The 19114-nt window shown below is 63.2% G+C and carries 26 protein-coding genes; all 26 read right to left on the reverse strand.

Features of this window, described 5'->3' with window-relative positions; genetic code table 11:
* Positions 1-156: 156 nt before the first annotated feature.
* The 26 genes from CHB90_RS06815 to CHB90_RS06935 all read right to left on the reverse strand — a co-directional run bounded on the left by CHB90_RS06815 (position 157) and on the right by CHB90_RS06935 (position 19102).
* Positions 157-549: a DUF5333 domain-containing protein gene (locus CHB90_RS06815; protein WP_089277111.1), complete on the reverse strand. Its 393-nt coding sequence runs from the start codon at positions 547-549 to the stop codon at positions 157-159.
* A gap of 126 nt (positions 550-675) precedes the next feature.
* The gene (locus CHB90_RS06820) at positions 676-1020 is read right to left on the reverse strand and encodes a hypothetical protein (RefSeq protein ID WP_089277112.1); all 345 of its coding nucleotides are present in this window, start codon (positions 1018-1020) and stop codon (positions 676-678) included.
* A gap of 1 nt (position 1021) precedes the next feature.
* A complete protein-coding gene (locus tag CHB90_RS06825) occupies positions 1022-1354 on the reverse strand; it encodes a hypothetical protein (protein WP_089277113.1) in 333 nt (110 codons plus the stop codon).
* 17 nt (positions 1355-1371) lie between these two features.
* Positions 1372-1854: a DUF3291 domain-containing protein gene (locus CHB90_RS06830; RefSeq protein ID WP_425426592.1), complete on the reverse strand. Its 483-nt coding sequence runs from the start codon at positions 1852-1854 to the stop codon at positions 1372-1374.
* A gap of 2 nt (positions 1855-1856) precedes the next feature.
* Positions 1857-2336, reverse strand: coding sequence for a DUF3291 domain-containing protein (locus CHB90_RS06835; protein ID WP_089277164.1), 480 nt, complete (start codon positions 2334-2336; stop codon positions 1857-1859).
* Positions 2333-2737 carry a hypothetical protein gene (locus CHB90_RS06840; RefSeq protein ID WP_089277115.1) on the reverse strand — a complete coding sequence of 135 codons (405 nt, stop codon included), beginning with the start codon at positions 2735-2737 and terminating at the stop codon, positions 2333-2335. Before CHB90_RS06840 ends, CHB90_RS06835 begins: the two co-directional genes overlap by 4 nt.
* Before the next feature lie 2 nt (positions 2738-2739).
* Positions 2740-2970: a hypothetical protein gene (locus CHB90_RS06845; protein ID WP_089277116.1), complete on the reverse strand. Its 231-nt coding sequence runs from the start codon at positions 2968-2970 to the stop codon at positions 2740-2742.
* Between the two features lie 4 nt (positions 2971-2974).
* The gene (gene nuoF, locus CHB90_RS06850; RefSeq protein ID WP_089277117.1) at positions 2975-4273 is read right to left on the reverse strand and encodes an NADH-quinone oxidoreductase subunit NuoF; all 1299 of its coding nucleotides are present in this window, start codon (positions 4271-4273) and stop codon (positions 2975-2977) included.
* Positions 4274-4276: 3 nt separating this feature from the next.
* Positions 4277-4495: a DUF5337 family protein gene (locus CHB90_RS06855; protein WP_089277118.1), complete on the reverse strand. Its 219-nt coding sequence runs from the start codon at positions 4493-4495 to the stop codon at positions 4277-4279.
* 14 nt (positions 4496-4509) lie between these two features.
* Positions 4510-5358, reverse strand: a complete 849-nt coding sequence (locus CHB90_RS06860; RefSeq protein ID WP_089277119.1) for an NADH-quinone oxidoreductase subunit E — start codon at positions 5356-5358, stop codon at positions 4510-4512.
* A 166-nt stretch (positions 5359-5524) separates the two neighbouring features.
* Positions 5525-6532: an NADH-quinone oxidoreductase subunit E gene (locus CHB90_RS26750; RefSeq protein WP_212591574.1), complete on the reverse strand. Its 1008-nt coding sequence runs from the start codon at positions 6530-6532 to the stop codon at positions 5525-5527.
* Between the two features lie 76 nt (positions 6533-6608).
* Positions 6609-7808 (reverse strand): NADH-quinone oxidoreductase subunit E, encoded by a 1200-nt coding sequence (locus CHB90_RS06870; RefSeq protein WP_089277120.1) that lies wholly within the window; start codon positions 7806-7808, stop codon positions 6609-6611.
* Positions 7809-7900: 92 nt separating this feature from the next.
* Positions 7901-8206 carry a hypothetical protein gene (locus CHB90_RS06875; RefSeq protein ID WP_089277121.1) on the reverse strand — a complete coding sequence of 102 codons (306 nt, stop codon included), beginning with the start codon at positions 8204-8206 and terminating at the stop codon, positions 7901-7903.
* Positions 8207-8262: 56 nt separating this feature from the next.
* On the reverse strand, positions 8263-8823 hold the full coding sequence (locus CHB90_RS06880; protein ID WP_089277122.1) for a hypothetical protein: 561 nt from the start codon (positions 8821-8823) through the stop codon (positions 8263-8265).
* Positions 8820-10040: an NADH-quinone oxidoreductase subunit D gene (locus CHB90_RS06885; RefSeq protein ID WP_089277123.1), complete on the reverse strand. Its 1221-nt coding sequence runs from the start codon at positions 10038-10040 to the stop codon at positions 8820-8822. Before CHB90_RS06885 ends, CHB90_RS06880 begins: the two co-directional genes overlap by 4 nt.
* A complete protein-coding gene (locus tag CHB90_RS27295; protein ID WP_281256083.1) occupies positions 10040-10165 on the reverse strand; it encodes a hypothetical protein in 126 nt (41 codons plus the stop codon). The genes CHB90_RS06885 and CHB90_RS27295 overlap by 1 nt, the downstream gene beginning before the upstream one ends.
* Positions 10162-10773 carry an NADH-quinone oxidoreductase subunit C gene (locus CHB90_RS06890; RefSeq protein WP_089277124.1) on the reverse strand — a complete coding sequence of 204 codons (612 nt, stop codon included), beginning with the start codon at positions 10771-10773 and terminating at the stop codon, positions 10162-10164. The genes CHB90_RS27295 and CHB90_RS06890 overlap by 4 nt, the downstream gene beginning before the upstream one ends.
* A gap of 10 nt (positions 10774-10783) precedes the next feature.
* Positions 10784-11317, reverse strand: coding sequence for a NuoB/complex I 20 kDa subunit family protein (locus CHB90_RS06895; protein ID WP_089277125.1), 534 nt, complete (start codon positions 11315-11317; stop codon positions 10784-10786).
* Positions 11308-11673, reverse strand: a complete 366-nt coding sequence (locus CHB90_RS06900) for an NADH-quinone oxidoreductase subunit A (RefSeq protein WP_089277126.1) — start codon at positions 11671-11673, stop codon at positions 11308-11310. Before CHB90_RS06900 ends, CHB90_RS06895 begins: the two co-directional genes overlap by 10 nt.
* 357 nt (positions 11674-12030) lie before the next feature.
* Positions 12031-12411, reverse strand: coding sequence for a hypothetical protein (locus tag CHB90_RS06905; protein WP_089277127.1), 381 nt, complete (start codon positions 12409-12411; stop codon positions 12031-12033).
* A 152-nt stretch (positions 12412-12563) separates the two neighbouring features.
* Positions 12564-13340 (reverse strand): crotonase/enoyl-CoA hydratase family protein, encoded by a 777-nt coding sequence (locus CHB90_RS06910; RefSeq protein ID WP_089277128.1) that lies wholly within the window; start codon positions 13338-13340, stop codon positions 12564-12566.
* 89 nt (positions 13341-13429) lie between these two features.
* Entirely contained in the window at positions 13430-14284 is an 855-nt protein-coding gene (locus CHB90_RS06915; RefSeq protein ID WP_089277129.1) for a hydroxymethylglutaryl-CoA lyase, read from the reverse strand.
* Positions 14285-14401: 117 nt separating this feature from the next.
* Positions 14402-15088: a glutathione S-transferase family protein gene (locus CHB90_RS06920; protein WP_089277130.1), complete on the reverse strand. Its 687-nt coding sequence runs from the start codon at positions 15086-15088 to the stop codon at positions 14402-14404.
* A complete protein-coding gene (locus CHB90_RS06925) occupies positions 15085-17025 on the reverse strand; it encodes an acetyl/propionyl/methylcrotonyl-CoA carboxylase subunit alpha (protein ID WP_089277131.1) in 1941 nt (646 codons plus the stop codon). The genes CHB90_RS06920 and CHB90_RS06925 overlap by 4 nt, the downstream gene beginning before the upstream one ends.
* Before the next feature lie 24 nt (positions 17026-17049).
* Positions 17050-17475 (reverse strand): ASCH domain-containing protein, encoded by a 426-nt coding sequence (locus tag CHB90_RS06930; protein ID WP_089277132.1) that lies wholly within the window; start codon positions 17473-17475, stop codon positions 17050-17052.
* 28 nt (positions 17476-17503) lie between these two features.
* Entirely contained in the window at positions 17504-19102 is a 1599-nt protein-coding gene (locus tag CHB90_RS06935) for a carboxyl transferase domain-containing protein (protein ID WP_089277133.1), read from the reverse strand.
* Positions 19103-19114: the final 12 nt, after the last annotated feature.

Genomic DNA, 19114 nt, shown 5'->3' on the forward strand with positions numbered 1-19114 from the left:
TTCCCCGGGTTTAGCCTGCCCTGCCGGACGATACCAGATGCAGGTGCAGCGAAAAGGCAGGAAAAAACGACGCGGCCTGCGGGTTTTGGCCCGCCGCCGCGCTTTGTCTATCACAACTTTTGAATACGCTACCGTCTGTTCGGGACGTCAGGCGACTCAGCGCAGGAAGAAACCCACTGGCCCGCCGCGTGCGATATCGTCCCGACCGAACTTGCACAGCGCCTTTTCATCCGACGCGGCGATCCCCTTGGAGGCCAGCCAGGTTTCCGCCTTCTTGCGCATGCGCTTTTTCTCGGCGGAGGAATTCACATAGGCGTCAATCTCATCGTCGGAATACCCCAGCGCCTTGGCCCGGTCTTCCAATGCCTTGATCTGGCGATAGGCCCGGATCATCCGGGCGCTGATGTCGTCGCAATTCTTGCGAATCTCATCGGCGATGGCGATCGCCATCAAACCGTCGTCAATTTCCGACACCTGGCTGAGCGGCGTCTTGGCCCAGACCGGCGCGGCGAGGGTCAGGCAGAGGATCGGGGTAAGAAACAGGCGCATGCACGGCACTCCGAAATGAAACTACTGGCCCTGAAGTGGGGACACAGGGCCCGGATATTCAATATCCGGGCCCTGTGCGCACCGTTTCCGGCGGGATTCCACGCTCCTTGCGCGGGACATTGCCGGTCAGACGTCGCGGCATGTGCCCCGAAGCGTCAGGCTGTCGCCTGTGATTGGCAATGCCTGCGGGTCGGTGTCGGGCCCCACGGTCCAGTCGATCTCGGACGTGCCGAAGAATTCGATACAGTGCTGCACCGCCTTGTATTCACCGGCGGCGATGGCACCCTTCATCGACCTGGACACACCGCTGACCGTGACCGCGAAATCCTGTCGATTCTTGCGTTCGGCCTTTGCCTTGGTGCGGAACCGTTCACCGTCAAAGACCGGCGCGTTGCGCTGGAACATTCCCGCGCGCTCACAGCCACCCAGCGTGGCTGCAACGGCCAGAATGCAAATCACTCGAACCATCATCTTATTGGCCTCCCCGGCAGAGCACTTCAAAGTCTGCCGCCGATGTCGTCACGCCCGCCATGATCGTGGCCAGCGCCTGACCGTCGCGGCAGCCCGCCTTGGCGGCAAAGGCACCTGCCGCATTGATCTGTCCCTGCGCCGGGGCCGCGCCCGCCACGGTTGTCACACTGACATAGGCCTGCACCGCTGCTGCCGAACCGGCACCGTCGCGCGCCTGCAGGGTCACCGCGCGGCGCTGGATGTCCGCAACAAAACTCTTCGAACGCACGGTTTCCGCCTGCGCCATCGGCGCCAGCGCCGCGACAAGCACTGCCGTCCCCAAAATCCGTTTCATGTCCCGTCCTGTTTTTTCTAGCTCGCCTCGGATGCGCACAGCCCAGAGCGCCACATCCGGGCCTCGGCCAGATGCGTCCAGCCGAACGCGTCGTCACTGTCCCCGTTGCGCCGCAGGAGGTCAAGCCGCGCCAGACCCTCTTGCAGCGTTGGGCGATGTCCTGCCGGAACCCACCACATGACAAAATGATGGTCGCCCATCAACTCGAACCACTCGGCCCGGCGTTCATAAAACTGCTTGTGCAAGGTGCCCCAGACAAACCGTTCCAGGCTTTCGACGTCTTCCCAGACCGTCATGTTGGCGACAAACTGAGGGTCATCGCCAATGGCGTTTTCTGTATTGCCCGTCCCCGGCTCACCCGAGCCTTCCATCATCCAGACAAAACCGGGTATCCTTTTGCCCAGCCCGTTAATGCGGTCAAGGTTTGCCATGAACTCCGCCACGCGAGGATCGTCCGTCGGGGCCAGCAACCGCCCGATGTTTAATTCAGCCAGTTGCATTGTCATTCCGTCTCTCCCCAGGTTGCCCGTGCGTAGTCCCAGCCAAAAGCCGTGTCGCTGTCCCCGTCCCGGACCAGCTGGCGCAAACGCGCGGCGGCCTCCGTGATCGTGGGGATCTGTCCGATCGGCACCCACCACATCACCAGCCGCAGACCACCCCAGGCATTTTGCGGTCCGTACCATTCGGCCCGCCGATCATAAAAACGTTTGTGGACCGTTTTCCAGACAAAGCGTTCCAGCGCGGCCAGATCGCGCCAGACCGACAATGTCGAAGCGGTGCGCGGATCGCCTCCCAAAGGGCCCGTCGGATCCAGTTGCGCCGCCTCCATCTCTGGCCCCTTCAGGTGCCAGATGTACCCGTCAAAGCGTTCCGCAATGGCAAAAACCCTATCCAGGTTGTTCTGAAAGTCCGCCACCCGCGGATCGTCCCAGTCGTATTTCAAAGTGCCAATGTTGAACTCGGCAAGGTGCAGCTTTGTCACCAGCCGGTTTTCCAGCACAGGTTGACAAAGGTCCACTCAGACCCGCTGAAGGCGCTGCTGTCGGGCTTTGCGTTCACCTTCAGACCGTAATGTTCGCAAAAGGCGCGCGCCAGTTTCAGGGCAAGCGCCCGGTCATTGGCACCAAGGTCAGGTGCGTTGACCGCGTAGATCGCAACGCTGCTTTCCTCGATCCACTCTTTCTGAGGCTCACCCGTTCCCGGGGCGGCCCTGACATCCTCACGCTCAAACAAAGAGAATGTGGCTTGAAACTCCCGTGTGCCAAAGACGACGGTGTCGTCGATGTAGAACGGTGATTTTCCCTGTGCCTCGACCTGTGTCGTCCCAAAGCACGCCAGCATCAGGACGGCGACATATCCAATCTTGGTTGTTGTTTTCCGCACTCTCATTCCCCCAACGGTTTGCGCCCGTTCCATGCCTTTTCCAGAAACGACAGAGTCACTCCTGCCCCCACGAACACCAGCCCGGCCACCGCGCCGTAGACCCAGACCGGGGCAAGCTGCACGGTGATCGCGATATGGGCAAACCATGCGGGGACAAAGCAAAAGGCGGCAGTCAAGACCGCCGCCACCAGGTTTTGCAAGGTTCTCAGGACGCGCCCCAGAACGAACTTCACGGGGTCACTCCGCCGCGACCGCGCTCATCCGGCCGGATTTCTGCGCCTTGATGCGGTCCTCGATCTCATCGCGGAAGTTGCGGATCAAGCCCTGGATCGGCCAGGCCGCCGCATCGCCAAGGGCGCAGATGGTGTGGCCCTCGACCTGCTTGGTCACGTCCCACAGCATGTCGATCTCTTCCTCGTCGGCCTCACCTTTGACCAGACGTTCCATGACCCGCATCATCCAGCCGGTGCCTTCGCGGCACGGGGTACACTGACCGCACGACTCATGTTTGTAGAACTTGGCCAGTCGCCAGATCGCCTTGATGATGTCGGTTTCCTTGTCCATCACGATGACGGCCGCCGTGCCAAGGCCCGACCCCAGCTCACCGCGCAGATAGTCGAAATCCATGATCGCATCGCGCATTTTTTCGCCGCGCACGCAAGGAACTGATGACCCTCCAGGGATCACCGCCTTGAGGTTGTCCCAACCGCCGCGAATGCCGCCACAATGCTTTTCGATCAATTCCTCAAAGGAAATCGACATCGCCTCTTCGACAACGCAGGGGTTGTTGACGTGGCCAGAGATGGCGAAAAGCTTGGTGCCTTTGTTGTTGTCGCGGCCAAAGCCGGAAAACCACTCTGCGCCACGGCGCAGGATGGTCGGCACCACGGCAATCGATTCGACGTTGTTCACCGTGGTCGGGCAACCATAGAGGCCCGCGCCCGCCGGGAACGGCGGCTTCATCCGAGGCATGCCCTTTTTGCCCTCAAGGCTTTCCAAAAGGGCGGTTTCCTCACCGCAAATATAGGCCCCTGCCCCATGCGCCAAAAACAACTCAAAGTCCCAGCCGGAGCCAGCCGCGTTCTTGCCCAGGAGACCGGCGTCATACGCCTCGTCAATCGCCGCTTGCAGCGCCTCACGCTCGCGGATGTATTCGCCGCGAATGTAGATGTAGCACGCATGCGCCTGCATCGCGAAAGAGGCGATCAGGCAACCCTCAATCAGGGTATGCGGATCATGGCGCATGATCTCGCGGTCCTTGCAGGTGCCCGGCTCTGATTCGTCAGCGTTCACCACCAGATAGGACGGACGCCCGTCCGATTCCTTGGGCATGAAGGACCATTTCAGACCCGTCGGAAAGCCGGCGCCACCACGCCCGCGAAGGCCGGATGCCTTCATTTCCTCGACGATCCACTCGCGCCCCTTGCCGATGATGTCCTTGGTGCCGTCCCAATGGCCGCGCTTTTTCGCGCCATCAAGCGTCCGGTCATGCATGCCGTAGAGGTTGGTAAAGATCCGGTCCTGGTCCTGCAGCATCTCTCAATCCTTGTCTTTCTGGCGGTCCCGCCAGAGCCCGTATAACATCCACAGCGCCCAGAAAAAGCCTCCAAGTGCGGCAAGATCCAAAAGCGCGCGCAGGCGCTGGCTCAGGTCCAGCGCCGCGCCTATTGCAATGGCCGCGATCCAGCCGATGCCGGTCCCGGCGATGACCAGCGCAATCATGCGCCCCCGCCGGTTGAAATCCTGCTTGTCGGCCATCCGCGACCCCGGGTTTACTTGGCCAGATCGGCGGCTTGCGCCACCCAGCCATTGCGCGAGGCGCGCCCGCGCACACCCGGCAGGTTCTCATCCACCCAGAGAACGTTGGCCTCGGACCAAGCGGCAATCTGCGTGAAATGATAGATGCCCTCGGCGTTCAGCGCCTCGGCCAGTTTGGGACCGACGCCGTTCAGGACCGTTAGATCGTCTGCCGTGCCCTTGGGGGCGGCCAGCGTTCCGGGTTTGGTCATAGTCGGCGCCTTGGCGTCTGCCGTAGCCTCTGTCACAACCGGCGCGGGCTCTGCCTTGGTCGGCGCAACCTTGGTCGGCGCAGCCTTGGCGGGCTCTGCCTTGGTGGACTCGGCCTTGACAGGGTCAGCTTTGACAGGGACGGCTTTGACGGGCTCTGCCTCAGCCTTGACCGGCTTCGCTGTGGGCGCGACTGCGGATTCGACCATCTTTTCCATCACCTCTGCGGGCGCGGCGGCGGGCGTCTTGGCCGGGGCTGTGTCGGCCTTGGGGGCTGCAGCCGCAGTTTCCACCACGGTTTCGACCTTTGGCGCGACGGTCTCGACCGGGGCAACAGCCACGTCTTCCACCGTTTCGGCGACAGCCTCGACCACGTCGTCCGCGGTTTTGGCAACAGTCTCGATAGGCTTCTCGACCGGCTTGGCCGCGACCGCAACGGTCACGCGGCCCATCGGGCCACAGACCGAGCCAAAGCCAGTCGGCAACCCTGCCCACGGCATCATGGCCAGTTTCATCATGCCCTGGCTCGCTTCCATCGCGAAACGGGTCTGAAACTCGATCAGACGCAGAAAGGGGGTAAAATCGGGTGTCATCGCATAATTCGGGGTCGTCATGGTCACGTCCTCGCTCCACTAATCGGGCGCAGTCTACTGCGCATGTCTTAGCGCCGTTCCTCCCCAACAGTGCCGGTGCCACGCCTTGCATACTGCAGCGCGGCATGCAAGGTATGGCGTTGTCGCACTGCCCGGATCGGCGGGCCGGGAACGCAGGTGCGATGCATCAATAGACGTTGCCGTCCCTGACACGGGACGAGAACTCGGTCTCTCCCCCTTCGGCCAGAACCCGCGCCTGACTGACCCATTGATCCCGGCTGACACGCCCCTTGAACCCTTCGAGGTTGGCATCGACCCAGGCAATCTCCTGATCGGTCCAGGAGGCAATCTGATCGAAATGGTAGATGCCCAGATCATTGCACAGCTTTTCCAGTTTTGGCCCGATGCCCTTCACCTGTTTGAGATCATCCGCACCGCCGTCGCGCGGGCCGTTCAGCATGGTCGGCTTTTCGCCCTCGTCCGTGCCTTCGACAATCCCGTCCTTGTCATAGTCCTCGGGGTCTTGGGCAAGGATCGGGGCCGGGTCAGCGGCGGGCGCGGTGTAGGTCCACGTCCCCTTTCGGCTGGCCAGTTCCGCCTCTCCCGTCAGAGGGGTCGACGGCAGGATACGCGGTCCGGCATCCTCGGGTACGTCGATCACGGCAACATCGGGCACCGAAACATCGGGCACTGGAACGCCGGGCACTGAATCATCGGGCACTTCTGCCGGCTCAACGGCCGCATCACCGTCTGGGGCCGTGACAACCGGCGGAGCGGGTTCTGCACCCGGCAGAGTTGCTGTCTCTGAATACGTCCAACTGCCCTTGCGCCCCGCCAGTTCAGCTTCACCGGCCAGAGGCGCGGAGGGACGCACAAGCGGGTCGGCCACATCAACCGGAGCCGCCTTTGGGGCAGTCTCGGGCGTGCCTTGTGGCGCAACTGCTGGTGCTTTGACAGCATCTTTGCCAGAGCGCGCAGGTGCCGCAGCCCCCTGGCCACTTGCGGCCTGTGACCCGCACAGGACCGTCTTGAACAGCAGACCCAGCCCCACCAACAGCAGGATCGCCACCAAAAGCGCTGCAATGAAACGCCACTCAGCCACAGCCAACAGCAGTACAAATGTCAGCAAAGCCGCCAGCCCGGCAAGGCCCCAGCAGATCGCCGGGCAATCGCCCCGTGATTTCGTATTGGTCATGTATCGGCCTCCCAACCCTTTGCCTGCGACGATACATGCGGGCATGATCGTCGCAAAGGGGGATGAAAGTACCGGTTCAGCCCTTGGCGGTCTTGGCCAGATCGCGCGCCTGAGCCACCCATTCATCCCGAGTCGCCCGGCCCTTGAACCCTTCAAGGTTGTCATCGACCCAAGCCAGTTCCCTGTCCGTCCAGGCCGCAACTTGATCGAAGTGATAGAACCCCAGTGAGTTCAGCAGCTTTTCAAGTTTTGGCCCGACACCCTTGATCTCCTTGAGATCGTCGGGTTTGCCGTCGCGTGCGGCGTCAAGCCCTGCAGGCTTTTCCCCGGACACGGAACCGGCGTAAGCAGAGTCGGCCTGTGATGTCGGTGCCTCGTACCGCCAGATGCCCTTGCGCGCCGCCAATTCCGCCTGGCCCTCCAGACGTGTTGTCGGCTGGATCAGCGCATTCTGCACCTCGACCGGGGCCTCGGCGATTTTCTCGGGAACCGGCTCTGGCTTGGCCTCTGCGGGCACATCGGTCTCTGGTGCCTTGGGCTGCTTGCGTTCCATGTCACGGGTGCCGGACTGATCGGTCCACGGCGCTGAAAGCGGCACCTCGGTCCCGTCAATCCGCTTGACCGTCTCACCGATGTCATGCGCGAACTGCGCGCTGGCGTTCAACTTGATCGAGCCGTTGACGAAATCGGTCAGCGTGGTGATCCCCGACTTGGGTTCCGACGCAAAGCGACCGTTCTGCGGCCCCACCTGCGGCAGTTCCCCTCGGGCCAGCGCGTCCAGCAGCTCTCCCAGCCTTTCGGCGGTCAGATCCTCAAAGTAATCCTTGCCGATCTGGGCCATGGGCGCGTTGGCGCAGGCGCCAAGGCATTCAACCTCTTCCCAGCTGAACTTGCCATCCGCTGACAGCGCGTGCGGTTTTGCGGCGATCTTGTCACGGCACACCGCAATCAAATCCTCGGCCCCGCAGATCATGCAGGACGTCGTGCCGCAAATCTGAATATGGGCAATGGACCCAACGGGTTGCAGCTGGAACATGAAGTAGAAACTGGCCACTTCCAGCGCCCGGATATAGGCCATGCCCAGCATGTCCGCGACATGTTCGATCGCCGGACGGGTCAGCCAACCCTCTTGTTCCTGCGCGCGCCACAACAGCGGGATGATCGCGCTGGCCTGACGTCCAGCGGGATATTTGGTGATCTGCTCATGCGCCCAATCCAGGTTGGCGGGGGCAAAGGCAAAACTCTCGGGTTGCTCGGGGTGCAGTCGGCGCAGCATGACTTTCGGCTTTCCGTCTTACGTCGGGCGCCGCCGGGCGGCACCCCCTTGGGTTACAACTTATCGTCTCCGGTCCCGCTGGACCGATCACATCAGGTCGCGGCGGCGGCAGGCGCGGGTGTCGGGGCGCAGGCGCCGGTCTTGATCCGCACACCGCCGTTGGACAGTGTCACCGCTTCTTCCTGCTCAACCTTGTATTGTGCAATGGTCACCAGCTTTTCGCGCGGCATCCCGGTTTGCAGTTCGACCGGCAGGTAATCGCTTTCATCCGCCAGATCGCAGCCAATCGAGGCCACAGCAGCGTCAAAAGACAACAGATCTTCCTCGGTCACACCTTCGGGCAGGATACAGCCTGCAACAAGCACAGCCGCAACCAAGGCAAACGCGTTCTTCTTCATCCAGGTGTCCCTCACGTCACATCGCCGTTTTCCTGCGGCATCAATCCCCACCCGGCTTAAGGGCAGTCCAACAGCCGCGCCGTCCCGGCATCGCGGTCGACAACAATCTGACCGTTCTTGACCAGCATCTCGGCCGCGTCTTCGGCCAGTTCACCGATTTCCTCGATGCCATCGGGCGTGAGCGGCCCTTTGTATCCGGTCAGCGTGGCCAGGTTGTCGGCCAGCACAGCCTGAAAATGGTCTTCGCCGTCACGGAAGTTCACCACGCAGTTGATGTCCTTCAGCGAGTCGATCACCGCAGGCATCAGAGTCTCGATCGGCATCCGCTCCAGCGCCTCGAGAAAGTCACCCTCATCGGTCAAATTCGCCATCCGCGCCTTGGACGCCTTGGCCGCCGCCTCGGGGCCAAGGACGGGCACACAGGTCTCCATAAAGAGATAGGCGTCGTCCGGTCCCTCGTCGAGTTCGCAGTAAAAGATGTGGCGGCCGCTTTCGATGATCAGGCCGTCGTCGAAGACACCCTTGATCTCATAGCTGAACCGCTCATTGAACTCTGGCAGATCCTGCGCCAGCGCAGGGACTGCAACCAGTGAAAGCAGGACCAGCCAAGGTTTCATCTGTCGATCTCCCCGAAAACCACATCCATCGTGCCGATGATCGCCGCCACGTCGGCCAGCTGGTGGCCCTTGGCGACATGGTCCATCGCTTGCAAATGCAGATAACCCGGAGCGCGGATCTTGGCGCGGTAGGGTTTGTTGCTGCCATCGGCCACAAGGTACACACCAAATTCGCCCTTGGGCGCCTCGACGGCGGCGTATACCTCGCCCGCGGGGACGTGAAAGCCCTCGGTATACAGCTTGAAGTGGTGGATCAGCGCCTCCATCGAGCGCTTCATCTCACCGCGTTTGGGCGGGGTGATCTTGCCACGGGCCACAATCTCGCCCTGCCCTTCGGGCGCGCGAAGCTTCTCGATCGCCTGCTGCATGATCTTCAGCGACTGGCGCATTTCCTCCATGCGGACAAGGTAACGGTCATAGCAGTCGCCGTTCTTGCCCACCGGGATCTGGAATTCAAACTCGTCGTAGCATTCGTAGGGCTGCGCGCGGCGCAGATCCCATGCCAGGCCGGACCCCCGCACCATGACGCCGGAAAAGCCCCATTCGTTGATTTCTTCCTCATTCACGACGCCAATGTCGGCGTTGCGCTGTTTGAAGATGCGGTTTTCGGTCAGCAACCCGTCGATATCCGCCAGAACGCGCGGGAAATCCTTGGTCCATTCCTCAATATCGTCGATCAGCTCGGGCGGCAGATCCTGATGGACACCGCCGGGACGGAAATAGGCCGAGTGCAGACGCGCGCCGCAGGCCCGCTCATAGAAAACCATCAGCTTTTCGCGCTCTTCGAAGCCCCACAGCGGCGGCGTCAGAGCGCCCACGTCCATGGCCTGCGTGGTCACGTTCAGCAGGTGGTTCAGGATGCGGCCGATTTCCGAATACAGCACCCGGATCAGCGAGGCGCGGCGCGGCACAGGCGTGCCGGTCAGCTTTTCGATCGCCAGACACCAGGCGTGTTCCTGGTTCATCGGGGCCACGTAATCCAGCCGGTCGAAATAGGGCAGGTTCTGCAGGTAAGTCCGGCTTTCCATCAGCTTTTCGGTGCCACGGTGCAGCAGGCCGATATGCGGATCGCAGCGTTCGACGATCTCGCCGTCCAGCTCCAGCACCAGACGCAACACGCCGTGTGCCGCCGGGTGCTGCGGGCCAAAGTTGATGTTGAAATTGCGGATTTTCTGCTCGCCCGTCAGGGCGTCTTCGAAACCTTTGGAGCCGTCCATTATTTCGTCCCCTTTTTCGCGCAAGTCGCGGTCACACGCGCCATATTCAATTGGCGCATCAGCACAGGCAACAGCATCAGCGGCCCGAACAGGGCCAGCCAAAACCCGTTCAGCAACGCGCTCATCCCTTGGCCTCGTCTGACTTCTCATCACCGGGCAGCACATATTGCGCGCCTTCCCACGGGGACATGAAATCGAACTGGCGGTATTCCTGCACCAGCGACACGGGCTCATAGACGACGCGCTTTTGCTCTTCGTCGTAGCGGACCTCGGTGTAGCCGGTGGTCGGGAAATCCTTGCGCAGCGGATAGCCGCGGAACCCGTAGTCCGTCAGGATGCGGCGCAGGTCCGGGTGGCCGGAAAACAGGATACCGAACATGTCGAACACTTCGCGTTCGAACCAGTTGGCGCTGGGGTGTACCGTCACAACAGATGGCACCATCTCATCCTCACGGATGCTGACCCGCAGGCGGATACGGTGGTTTTGGTACATCGACAAAAAGTGATAGACCACGTCGAACCGCTTGGGCCGCGCGGGATAGTCCACCGCCGTGATGTCCACCAGCGTCGAGAACTTGCAGGTCGGATCGGTCTTGAGGAACTCGACAAAGCCGCGAATGTTCGACGGTGCCACATCGACGTTCAGTTCGTCATGGGTGACGTCCCAGCCGATCACACAGTCGGGGCGCTTGCTCTCGATATGGCCGCCCAGTTCCTTGAGTGCGTCTGTCATGGATTTCCCCTTAGCGGACCAGCGTGCCGGTGCGGCGGATCTTTTTCTGCAGCGCGAGGATGCCGTAAACCAGCGCCTCTGCCGTCGGCGGGCAGCCGGGCACATAGATATCCACGGGCACAACGCGGTCACAGCCACGCACAACGCTGTAGGAATAGTGGTAATAGCCACCGCCGTTGGCGCAGGACCCCATCGAGATCACATAGCGCGGTTCCGGCATCTGGTCGTAAACCTTGCGCAGCGCCGGGGCCATCTTGTTGGTCAGCGTACCGGCGACGATCATCACGTCCGACTGGCGCGGGCTGGCGCGCGGGGCAAAGCCGAACCGTTCGACATCATAACGCGGCATTGCGGTGTGCATCATCTCAACCGCGCAGCAGGCCAGACCAAAGGTCATCCAGTGCAGCGACCCGGTGCGCGCCCAGTTGATGATATCCTCGGTCGAGGTCAGCAGGAAGCCTTTGTCCTGCAACTCACGGTTCAGGGTCTGGGTGGCCACCTCGCGGTCAGGCCCCGCAGTGTTCGCCCCGGTCATCACTCCCATTCGAGCGCCCCTTTCTTCCATTCGTAGGCAAAGCCGATTGTCAGCACGCCCAGAAACACCATCATCGACCAAAAGCCCAGCATCGACACATCCTTGAACGCCACTGCCCATGGGAACAGAAAGGCAATCTCAAGGTCGAAGATGATGAACAGGATCGAGACAAGGTAGAACCGGACGTCGAACTTCATCCGCGCATCGTCGAATGCGTTGAACCCGCATTCGTAGGCAGAGACCTTTTCGGGGTCCGGGTTGCGCACGGCGATCAACACCGCGGCAAGGATCAGAACAATGCCTAGACCGATGGCAATGGCCAGAAAGACAAGGATGGGAAGGTATTCCCGCAGCATCTCTTCCAAGACGTGGCTCCTTCAGGGATCGGGCGCATGGGCGCTTGGCTTACTGTCCCATATAACCGCCTCCGGGCAGGGTCAACACGGCCCGAAAGCATTCAAATCCCTGCGATTAAACGCAATTCGCTGGACCCCCAAGATTTTCCTTTATTGACAATGGGATGCGGTCACTGCCCAAAAGATCCGCTGACCAATCCCGCGCCCAAGCGTCGCGCCCGTGACCCTGACAGCGCCCGGCTTGGTCTGCACCGTCCAAGCCGACAGAGTCGGCTTCCGCGTCAACGGCACGCCTCTCCAGGCGCAGGGCCTGACAGAGGGGGAGCGGGCGGGCGATGGGTCCCAAAGGGCCCGAGTCCCGTCCCCTCATCGAATGGTGGAAATCATCACATAGCCCGCCATTCCCGCCATCACCAGGATCACCGGGAACCAGACCGCGCGCTCTTTTGCAGAGGGTGTTATCCCGTTCAGAACCGCGCTGATTGCGCTCACCGCCAGCGCCACCCACCCGGTCCAGCGCGGCCAGTCCATGCCCGGAAAGCCCGCCGCCGACAACACCGCAAGCGCCTGAAAAAGGAGCACAAAAATAGAAAGCCCTGCCACGATCCGCCCGGGCAACGGCAACCGCCCCGGATGCTGCCCGCCTTGCGTCCAACGCCCAAGGGGCGCGCCACCGATCAGCGCAATTTGGAAAAAGACAATGGCCATGCAGGCTGTGGCATAAAGATGGGCAATCTGGATCAGCATGTCACCCTCGCCAAGTCTTGTCTTTGGATCATACCGCACCCCGGGTTGCTCCACCACATGACCACTCGCACCGGGAGACGCGACCGCATGCCCTGCCCCCCGTTACTGGCCCCGTCTCTGGCCCCGTCTCTGGCCCCAATCAACGGATGGCGTCAGGCCCAAGGGGTCGGGCGCTTGTCGAAAAAGGCGGCGATTCCTTGCCGTGCCTCATCGGTTTCCCAACGGTCTGCCAGCGCATCAATCGCCCCGTCAACGGACTCTGCGGAAACCTCGCCCGCCAACCGGCGCAACAGCGCCTTGGCGTCCCGCACAGCGCCGGGCGCACAGGCCAGATAGGGGGCCACTTCGGCCTCGACCGCCGCGTCCAGCGCCTCTGCTGCCGCGACCCGGTTCACCAGACCCAGCCGCACGGCCTCCTGCGCGCCGAACAGCCGGGCGTTCATGAACACTTCCTGCGCATTCCGCGCGCCCATGCGGTGGATCACATAAGGACCGATATTGGCCGGGATCAGCCCCAGTTTCACTTCGGTCAGGCCAAATTTCGCCGCGTCCGCGGCCACCGCCACGTCACAGACCGAAATCAACCCCAGACCGCCACCAAAGGCGTTGCCCTGCACCCGCCCGATCAGCGGCTGCGGCAGCGCGTACAGCGCCCCCAGCGCCGTGGCGATACGCGCCGATTCAACCCGCCGGGTGGCGCTGTCCATCTCGAACTGCGCCTGCATCCAGGCCAGATCGCCCCCGGCGCAGAAACTGTGCCCCTCGGCGGACAGCACCACAACGCGCACCGCGTCGTCAGCCGCCAAATCCTTTGCCGCCGCCTCCAGTTCCGTCATCATTTGCGCCGACAACGCATTGTGCTTGTCCGCGCGGCATAGCCGGATCTCCGCAACTCCACGCCCGTCGCGGCGCACCTCGATGAATTCCATACCGTCCCTCGTTGTCTTCCACCCGCCGCAGCAAGCTGATCCGAAACCATTGCTCACAGGCGGCCCAACCCTTTTCAGCCCGGCCCCCTTCAGCCCACCCGCATCGCCCGCGCCATCTCCGCCCCGCGCGCCAGCACCGCCGGGTCCAGCCCGGTCGTGAAACCGCGTGCCTCAAGATGCGCCTGTACCGCCTCGGTGGCCACATTGCCCGCCGCCCCCGGCGCATAGGGACAGCCCCCCAAACCGCCGACGGCAGCGTCAAACACCCGAACCCCCCGCGCCAACGCCACATCGATGTTCGCCAAGGCCCGGCCAGAGGTGTCGTGAAAATGCCCGGCAAGTCGCGCCGCCGGCAACTCCTGCAACACCGCGTCCAGCATGGCCTCCACCGCCTCCGGACGGCCCTGCCCAATGGTGTCGCCCAATGACACCTCGTAACAGCCCATGTCGCGCAAAGCCGCAACAACCCGCGCCACCGCGGCAGGTGCCACAGAGCCATCATAGGGGCACTCCACAACGCAGGACACATAGCCCCGCACCGGCAACCCTGCTTCCCGCGCCGCCTCGGCCACCGGCACAAACCGCGCCAACCCCTCATCGACCGACGCGTTGATATTGGCCTTTGAGAACCCCTCAGAGGCGGCACCAAACACCGCAACCTCATCCGCCTTTGCCGCCAAGGCCCGCTCCAAACCCTTCAGGTTCGGCGTCAACGCCGCGTAGGACACCCCCGCCGCACGGGTGATCCCGGCCAGAACTTCACCGGAATCCGCCATCTGCGGCACCCATTTCGGACTGACAAAAGACGCGCACTCAATGCGCCGAAACCCGGCCCCTGACAGCAGGTCAACCAGCGCCACCTTCTCCGCCGTCGGAATCGCGCGCTTTTCGTTCTGCAGACCGTCGCGCGGCCCGACCTCAAAGATCTCGACGTAATCCGCCATCACACACCCCCGGTTTCTTCTGTCCAAAAATATCCAAAACCCCCGAGCACTCCGCCGCAGGCGGGGCGCGAGACAAACAGCGCGCCGCAGGCGCACAATTGGATCACGCCTGCAGCCCTACGCCTCGGGCACCGGGTAGAAATCCTTGTCGTAAAACCGCTGCGGCCCCTCGCGCGCCACCGCCCGTCGGTTCGCCTCCCGCGCCTCGATGCGCGCCTTGTAGGCGGCGACACGCGGAAAGGCGTCCAGCCGGACATAATACGGCACAGCGAACAGGTTGAACCCCATCATCACGTCCGCCGCCGAAAACCCCGATGGCAACAGCCAGTCCCGTTCGCCCAGCCGGTCCTCGATCCCCTGCAAGGTCTGGCGCAGCCGCGCCACGTTCAGTTTGACCACGATGGGTGACGGTTTCGCAGGCGGTCGCAGAAACACCATCATCAGGTTGAGCTGTTCCACAAGGCTGGCCTGCGTTTCGGCATAGTGAATCCATTGCAGATAGGCAGGCCGCTCCGGATCGCCGGGCCCGCGGCCCAACTCCGGCGCATAGGTTTCCACCATGTATTGAACGATCGCGCCGCTCTCGCTCATCTCCAGACCGTCAATCTCGATCGCCGGGATGCGCACAGCCGGTGAGATCCGGCCCAGATCGCTCTCGCGCATCTCCTTGGTGCCGATCCGGTGTTCGACAATCTCCAGCCCGCCAAAGCGGTTCAGCCCGATTTCCTCCAACAACCACAGCACGCGGAACGACCGTCCGTATTGCACATGATGCAGCGTCACATTCGGTTTGGCACCGCTCATGCCGCGTCCTCCTCGACCAGCACCACCAGCGGCGCGCCCGCTTCGACCTGATCGCCTTCGGCCACCAGCACCTCGGCCACCTGCCCGGCACGGCCTGCACGCAGCGTGTGTTCCATTTTCATCGCCTCCAGCACCACCAGCCGGTCGCCCTCTTCCACGGTCTGTCCCACTGCCACATGGACAGAGACAACCCGCCCCGGCATCGGCGCAAGCGCCCCTGCCGCCGCCTGCGCACCCGCACCGCGTGCCAAGGGGTCGGGCCGCGCAAAACGCACACCGTAGTCGGCATAGACCGTCACATGATCGCGTGTCACATGCGCGCCCGCGCCGGGTTTGCCGTCAAAGGTCCAGCCGCGCACGCCGCGCGCCGCCGCGACCTCCTGCCCCTCGACGCGCACCACTGCCGCATCCGGGCCGCGCAGTTTGACGCCAATCTCACGCGTCTCGCCGCCCTGCTCCAGCACCACGGCGCGCCATTCCGCCCCCCAAAGGGTAAAGCCTGCATCCCAGCCCTGCGCCGCCAGCAGGCCCAGGGCCGCCATCGCCGCCTCTGCCCAGATCTGCGGTGTCACCTCGGCCGGGGCAATCAGCGCGTCAAGGTCACGCCCGATCAGCCCGGTATCCACCTCGCCGCGCGCGAATCCCTCATGTTCGGCCAGCGCGCCAAGGAACCCAAGGTTGGTCACGGTCCCCGCCACCCGCGTGTCGCGCAGCCCGCGCGCCAGACGGCGCAACGCCACCGCGCGGCTGGGTCCGTGTACCACCAGCTTGGCAATCATCGGATCGTAATGCGGGCTGATCGCATCGCCTGACCGCACGCCCGCCTCTGCCCGGACACCTTCGGGGAAAGCCAATTCCGCAAGCGTGCCTGTGGCGGGCAGGAACCCCGCCGGCACGTCCTCGGCGTATAGCCGCGCCTCAAAGGCGTGGCCGTTGATCTTCAGATCGTCCTGCACCGCAGGCAGGAGTTCCCCCGCCGCCACGCGGATCTGCCATTCGACCAGATCGACGCCGCAGATTTCCTCTGTCACAGGGTGTTCCACCTGCAGGCGCGTGTTCATCTCCATGAACCAGAACCCGTCGGGCCGCAGCCCGTTTGCCCCGTCCACGATGAACTCGACCGTGCCTGCGCCCTTGTAGGCGATGGCCTCGGCGGCCTTGACCGCGGCCTGCCCCATGGCGGCGCGCATCTCGGGCGTCATGCCCGGCGCGGGCGCCTCTTCGATCACCTTCTGGTGGCGGCGTTGCAGCGAACAATCGCGTTCAAACAGATGCACCGCGCGGGTGCCGTCGCCAAACACCTGCACCTCGATGTGGCGCGGGCGCTGGATGAACTTTTCAATCAACACGGCATCGTTGCCAAAGGCGGTGCGCGCCTCGGCCTTGGCCCGTTCCAGCGCGTCGACAAAATCCTCTGGCCGCTCGACCAGCCGCATCCCCTTGCCACCGCCACCCGCGACGGCCTTGATCAGCAGCGGATAACCGACCTTGTGCGCTTCGACCTCCAGATGGCCGGGGTCTTGGTCCTCCCCCATGTAGCCGGGCACAACGGGCACGCCCGCCGCATCCATCAACCGCTTGGCCGCGTCCTTGAGGCCCATCTGCCGGATCGCCTGCGCCGATGGTCCGATAAAGGTCAGCCCCGCTGCCTCGACCGCCTGAACAAAATCGGGGTTCTCCGACAGGAACCCATAGCCGGGATGGATCGCCTGCGCGCCGGTGGCCTTGGCGGCCTCGATGATCACATCGCCGCGCAGATAGCTTTGCGACGGTGCCGCCCCGCCGATGCACACCGCCTCATCGGCCAGTTCCACATGCAGCGCATCCGCGTCCACATCGGAATGCACCGCCACGCAGTGCAACCCCATGGCGCGCGCCGTGCGGATGACGCGTGCGGCGATCTCGCCCCGGTTGGCAATCAGGATGGTGTCAAACATGGTATTTCCTCTCCCAAAGCGCCGTCATGCATAATCCTCCACCACGCGAAACCGTTCGCAGATGATCTCCATGTCCTCGGACACACCACCATTGCGCGAGAAATACGCGCGATAGGCCTTTTGCCAATGCGCAAGGTCGCGAAACTCTCCCTGCTTCGCGACAAAGGCCTCATCCATCTGGTCGAACCTCCGGGTGGTCACCTCGACCGTCTCGACCATCAGCGCGGGCGTGCCGTCCCAGTTCAGCGCCACGTCACGCCGCCCCACAACCGGCAGCGCGTCGCCATCGCCGTCCTTGCCAAAGACGCGCTTGGCCTCGACGGTGGCGGTTTTCTTGCCCGACCGCACCAGCGCCAGGATCTGCGCGCACAGTTGCGGCGTATCCCCATAGCGAAAGGTCTCTGCCTCAGGGTTCTCATCAATGATCTGTTGCAGCGTCTGCGCGCTCATCTGGGGATCTCCTTCATGACAACGCGCCTCACATCCGGAACACGCCAAAGCGCGTGTCCTCTATGGGTGCGTTCAGCGCCGCCCGCAGGCTCAGCGCCAGCACGCTGCGCGACTTGCGCGGATCGACAATGCCGTCGTCCCACAGCCGCGCCGAGGCGTAGAGCGGGTGCGACTGGCGTTCGAACATGTCCAGTGTCGGCTGCTTGAACGCGGCCTCTTCGTCCGCCGACCATGTGCCGCCCGACCGTTCGATGGCGTCGCGTTTGACGGTGGCCAGAACCCCCGCCGCCTGCGGGCCGCCCATGACGGAGATGCGGCTGTTGGGCCACGTCCACAGGAAACGCGGCTGGTACGACCGACCCGCCATGCCATAGTTGCCCGCGCCAAACGATCCGCCGACCAGCATCGTGACCTTGGGCACGGACGTTGAGGCCACAGCCGTCACCATCTTGGCGCCATGCCGCGCGATTCCCTCGTTTTCGTATTTGCGCCCAACCATAAAGCCGGTGATGTTTTGCAGGAAAACCAAGGGGATCTTGCGCGCCGAACAAAGTTCGACAAAATGCGCGCCCTTTGAGGCGCTTTCGGAAAACAACACGCCGTTGTTTGCGACGATGCCCACATCCATGCCGTGTACCTTGGCAAAGCCGCACACCAGCGTCTCACCAAAGCGCGGTTTGAACTCGTCAAAGTAAGAGCCATCGACCAATCGCGCGATGACTTCGCGGATGTCGTAGGGCGTGCGCAGATCGGCGGGCACCACCCCCAGCAATTCGTCCGGGTCATAGGCGGGGGCCTCACCGATCATGGACAGATCCGCCCCGCTGCCGCCCAACGACCCGACGGCCCGCCGCGCCAGCGCCAGCGCATGGGCGTCATCCTCGGCCAGGTAGTCCGCCACGCCGGACAGGCGGGTGTGAACATCGCCGCCGCCCAGATCCTCGGCGGTGACCACCTCGCCCGTCGCCGCCTTGACCAGCGGGGGACCGGCGAGAAAGATTGTGCCCTGTTCCTTGACGATGATCGACACGTCCGACATCGCGGGTACATAGGCCCCGCCCGCCGTACACGACCCCATGACCACGGCGATCTGTGCGATCCCCTTGGCCGACATCCGCGCCTGATTGTAAAAGATCCGGCCAAAGTGGTCGCGGTCGGGAAAAACCTCATCCTGATTGGGCAGGTTCGCGCCGCCGCTGTCCACAAGGTAGACGCACGGCAGGTGGTTTTCCTCGGCGATCTCCTGCGCGCGCAGGTGTTTCTTGACCGTCATCGGGTAGTAGGTGCCACCCTTTACGGTGGCATCGTTGCAAACCACCATGACCTGCCGCCCCTCGACCAACCCGATCCCCGCGATCACGCCCGCACAGGGCGCTGCCCCGTCATACATGCCATGCGCCGCCGTGGCACCGACCTCAAGGAACGGCGATCCGGGGTCCAGCAGGTTGGTCACCCTCTCGCGTGGCAGCATCTTGCCCCGGCTCACATGCCGGTCGCGGGATTTCTCACCGCCGCCCGCTGCGGCCTCGGCGGCGGCAGTCTCGATCAGAGCGAGCGCCTCAAGATGCGCCTTGCGGTTCGTGGCAAAGGCCTCACCCGCCGTCAGCACCTGGGATTGCAGTTTCATGTCCTCGACCCC

Origin of the sequence: Antarctobacter heliothermus, from assembly GCF_900188425.1 — a bacterium.
GTDB classification, from domain to species: domain Bacteria; phylum Pseudomonadota; class Alphaproteobacteria; order Rhodobacterales; family Rhodobacteraceae; genus Antarctobacter; species Antarctobacter heliothermus.

Coding starts and splice junctions, on each gene's coding strand:
- CHB90_RS06815 (WP_089277111.1), bottom strand. CDS start 549: ATGCGCCTGTTTCTTACCCCGATCCTCTGCCTGACCCTCGCCGCGCCG.
- CHB90_RS06820 (WP_089277112.1), bottom strand. CDS start 1,020: ATGATGGTTCGAGTGATTTGCATTCTGGCCGTTGCAGCCACGCTGGGT.
- CHB90_RS06825 (WP_089277113.1), bottom strand. CDS start 1,354: ATGAAACGGATTTTGGGGACGGCAGTGCTTGTCGCGGCGCTGGCGCCG.
- CHB90_RS06830 (WP_425426592.1), bottom strand. CDS start 1,854: ATGCAACTGGCTGAATTAAACATCGGGCGGTTGCTGGCCCCGACGGAC.
- nuoF (WP_089277117.1), bottom strand. CDS start 4,273: ATGCTGCAGGACCAGGACCGGATCTTTACCAACCTCTACGGCATGCAT.
- CHB90_RS06855 (WP_089277118.1), bottom strand. CDS start 4,495: ATGGCCGACAAGCAGGATTTCAACCGGCGGGGGCGCATGATTGCGCTG.
- CHB90_RS06860 (WP_089277119.1), bottom strand. CDS start 5,358: ATGACGACCCCGAATTATGCGATGACACCCGATTTTACCCCCTTTCTG.
- CHB90_RS26750 (WP_212591574.1), bottom strand. CDS start 6,532: ATGACCAATACGAAATCACGGGGCGATTGCCCGGCGATCTGCTGGGGC.
- CHB90_RS06870 (WP_089277120.1), bottom strand. CDS start 7,808: ATGCTGCGCCGACTGCACCCCGAGCAACCCGAGAGTTTTGCCTTTGCC.
- CHB90_RS06875 (WP_089277121.1), bottom strand. CDS start 8,206: ATGAAGAAGAACGCGTTTGCCTTGGTTGCGGCTGTGCTTGTTGCAGGC.
- CHB90_RS06880 (WP_089277122.1), bottom strand. CDS start 8,823: ATGAAACCTTGGCTGGTCCTGCTTTCACTGGTTGCAGTCCCTGCGCTG.
- CHB90_RS06885 (WP_089277123.1), bottom strand. CDS start 10,040: ATGGACGGCTCCAAAGGTTTCGAAGACGCCCTGACGGGCGAGCAGAAA.
- CHB90_RS27295 (WP_281256083.1), bottom strand. CDS start 10,165: ATGAGCGCGTTGCTGAACGGGTTTTGGCTGGCCCTGTTCGGGCCGCTG.
- CHB90_RS06890 (WP_089277124.1), bottom strand. CDS start 10,773: ATGACAGACGCACTCAAGGAACTGGGCGGCCATATCGAGAGCAAGCGC.
- CHB90_RS06895 (WP_089277125.1), bottom strand. CDS start 11,317: ATGGGAGTGATGACCGGGGCGAACACTGCGGGGCCTGACCGCGAGGTG.
- CHB90_RS06905 (WP_089277127.1), bottom strand. CDS start 12,411: ATGCTGATCCAGATTGCCCATCTTTATGCCACAGCCTGCATGGCCATT.
- CHB90_RS06910 (WP_089277128.1), bottom strand. CDS start 13,340: ATGGAATTCATCGAGGTGCGCCGCGACGGGCGTGGAGTTGCGGAGATC.
- CHB90_RS06915 (WP_089277129.1), bottom strand. CDS start 14,284: ATGGCGGATTACGTCGAGATCTTTGAGGTCGGGCCGCGCGACGGTCTG.
- CHB90_RS06920 (WP_089277130.1), bottom strand. CDS start 15,088: ATGAGCGGTGCCAAACCGAATGTGACGCTGCATCATGTGCAATACGGA.
- CHB90_RS06925 (WP_089277131.1), bottom strand. CDS start 17,025: ATGTTTGACACCATCCTGATTGCCAACCGGGGCGAGATCGCCGCACGC.
- CHB90_RS06930 (WP_089277132.1), bottom strand. CDS start 17,475: ATGAGCGCGCAGACGCTGCAACAGATCATTGATGAGAACCCTGAGGCA.
- CHB90_RS06935 (WP_089277133.1), bottom strand. CDS start 19,102: ATGAAACTGCAATCCCAGGTGCTGACGGCGGGTGAGGCCTTTGCCACG.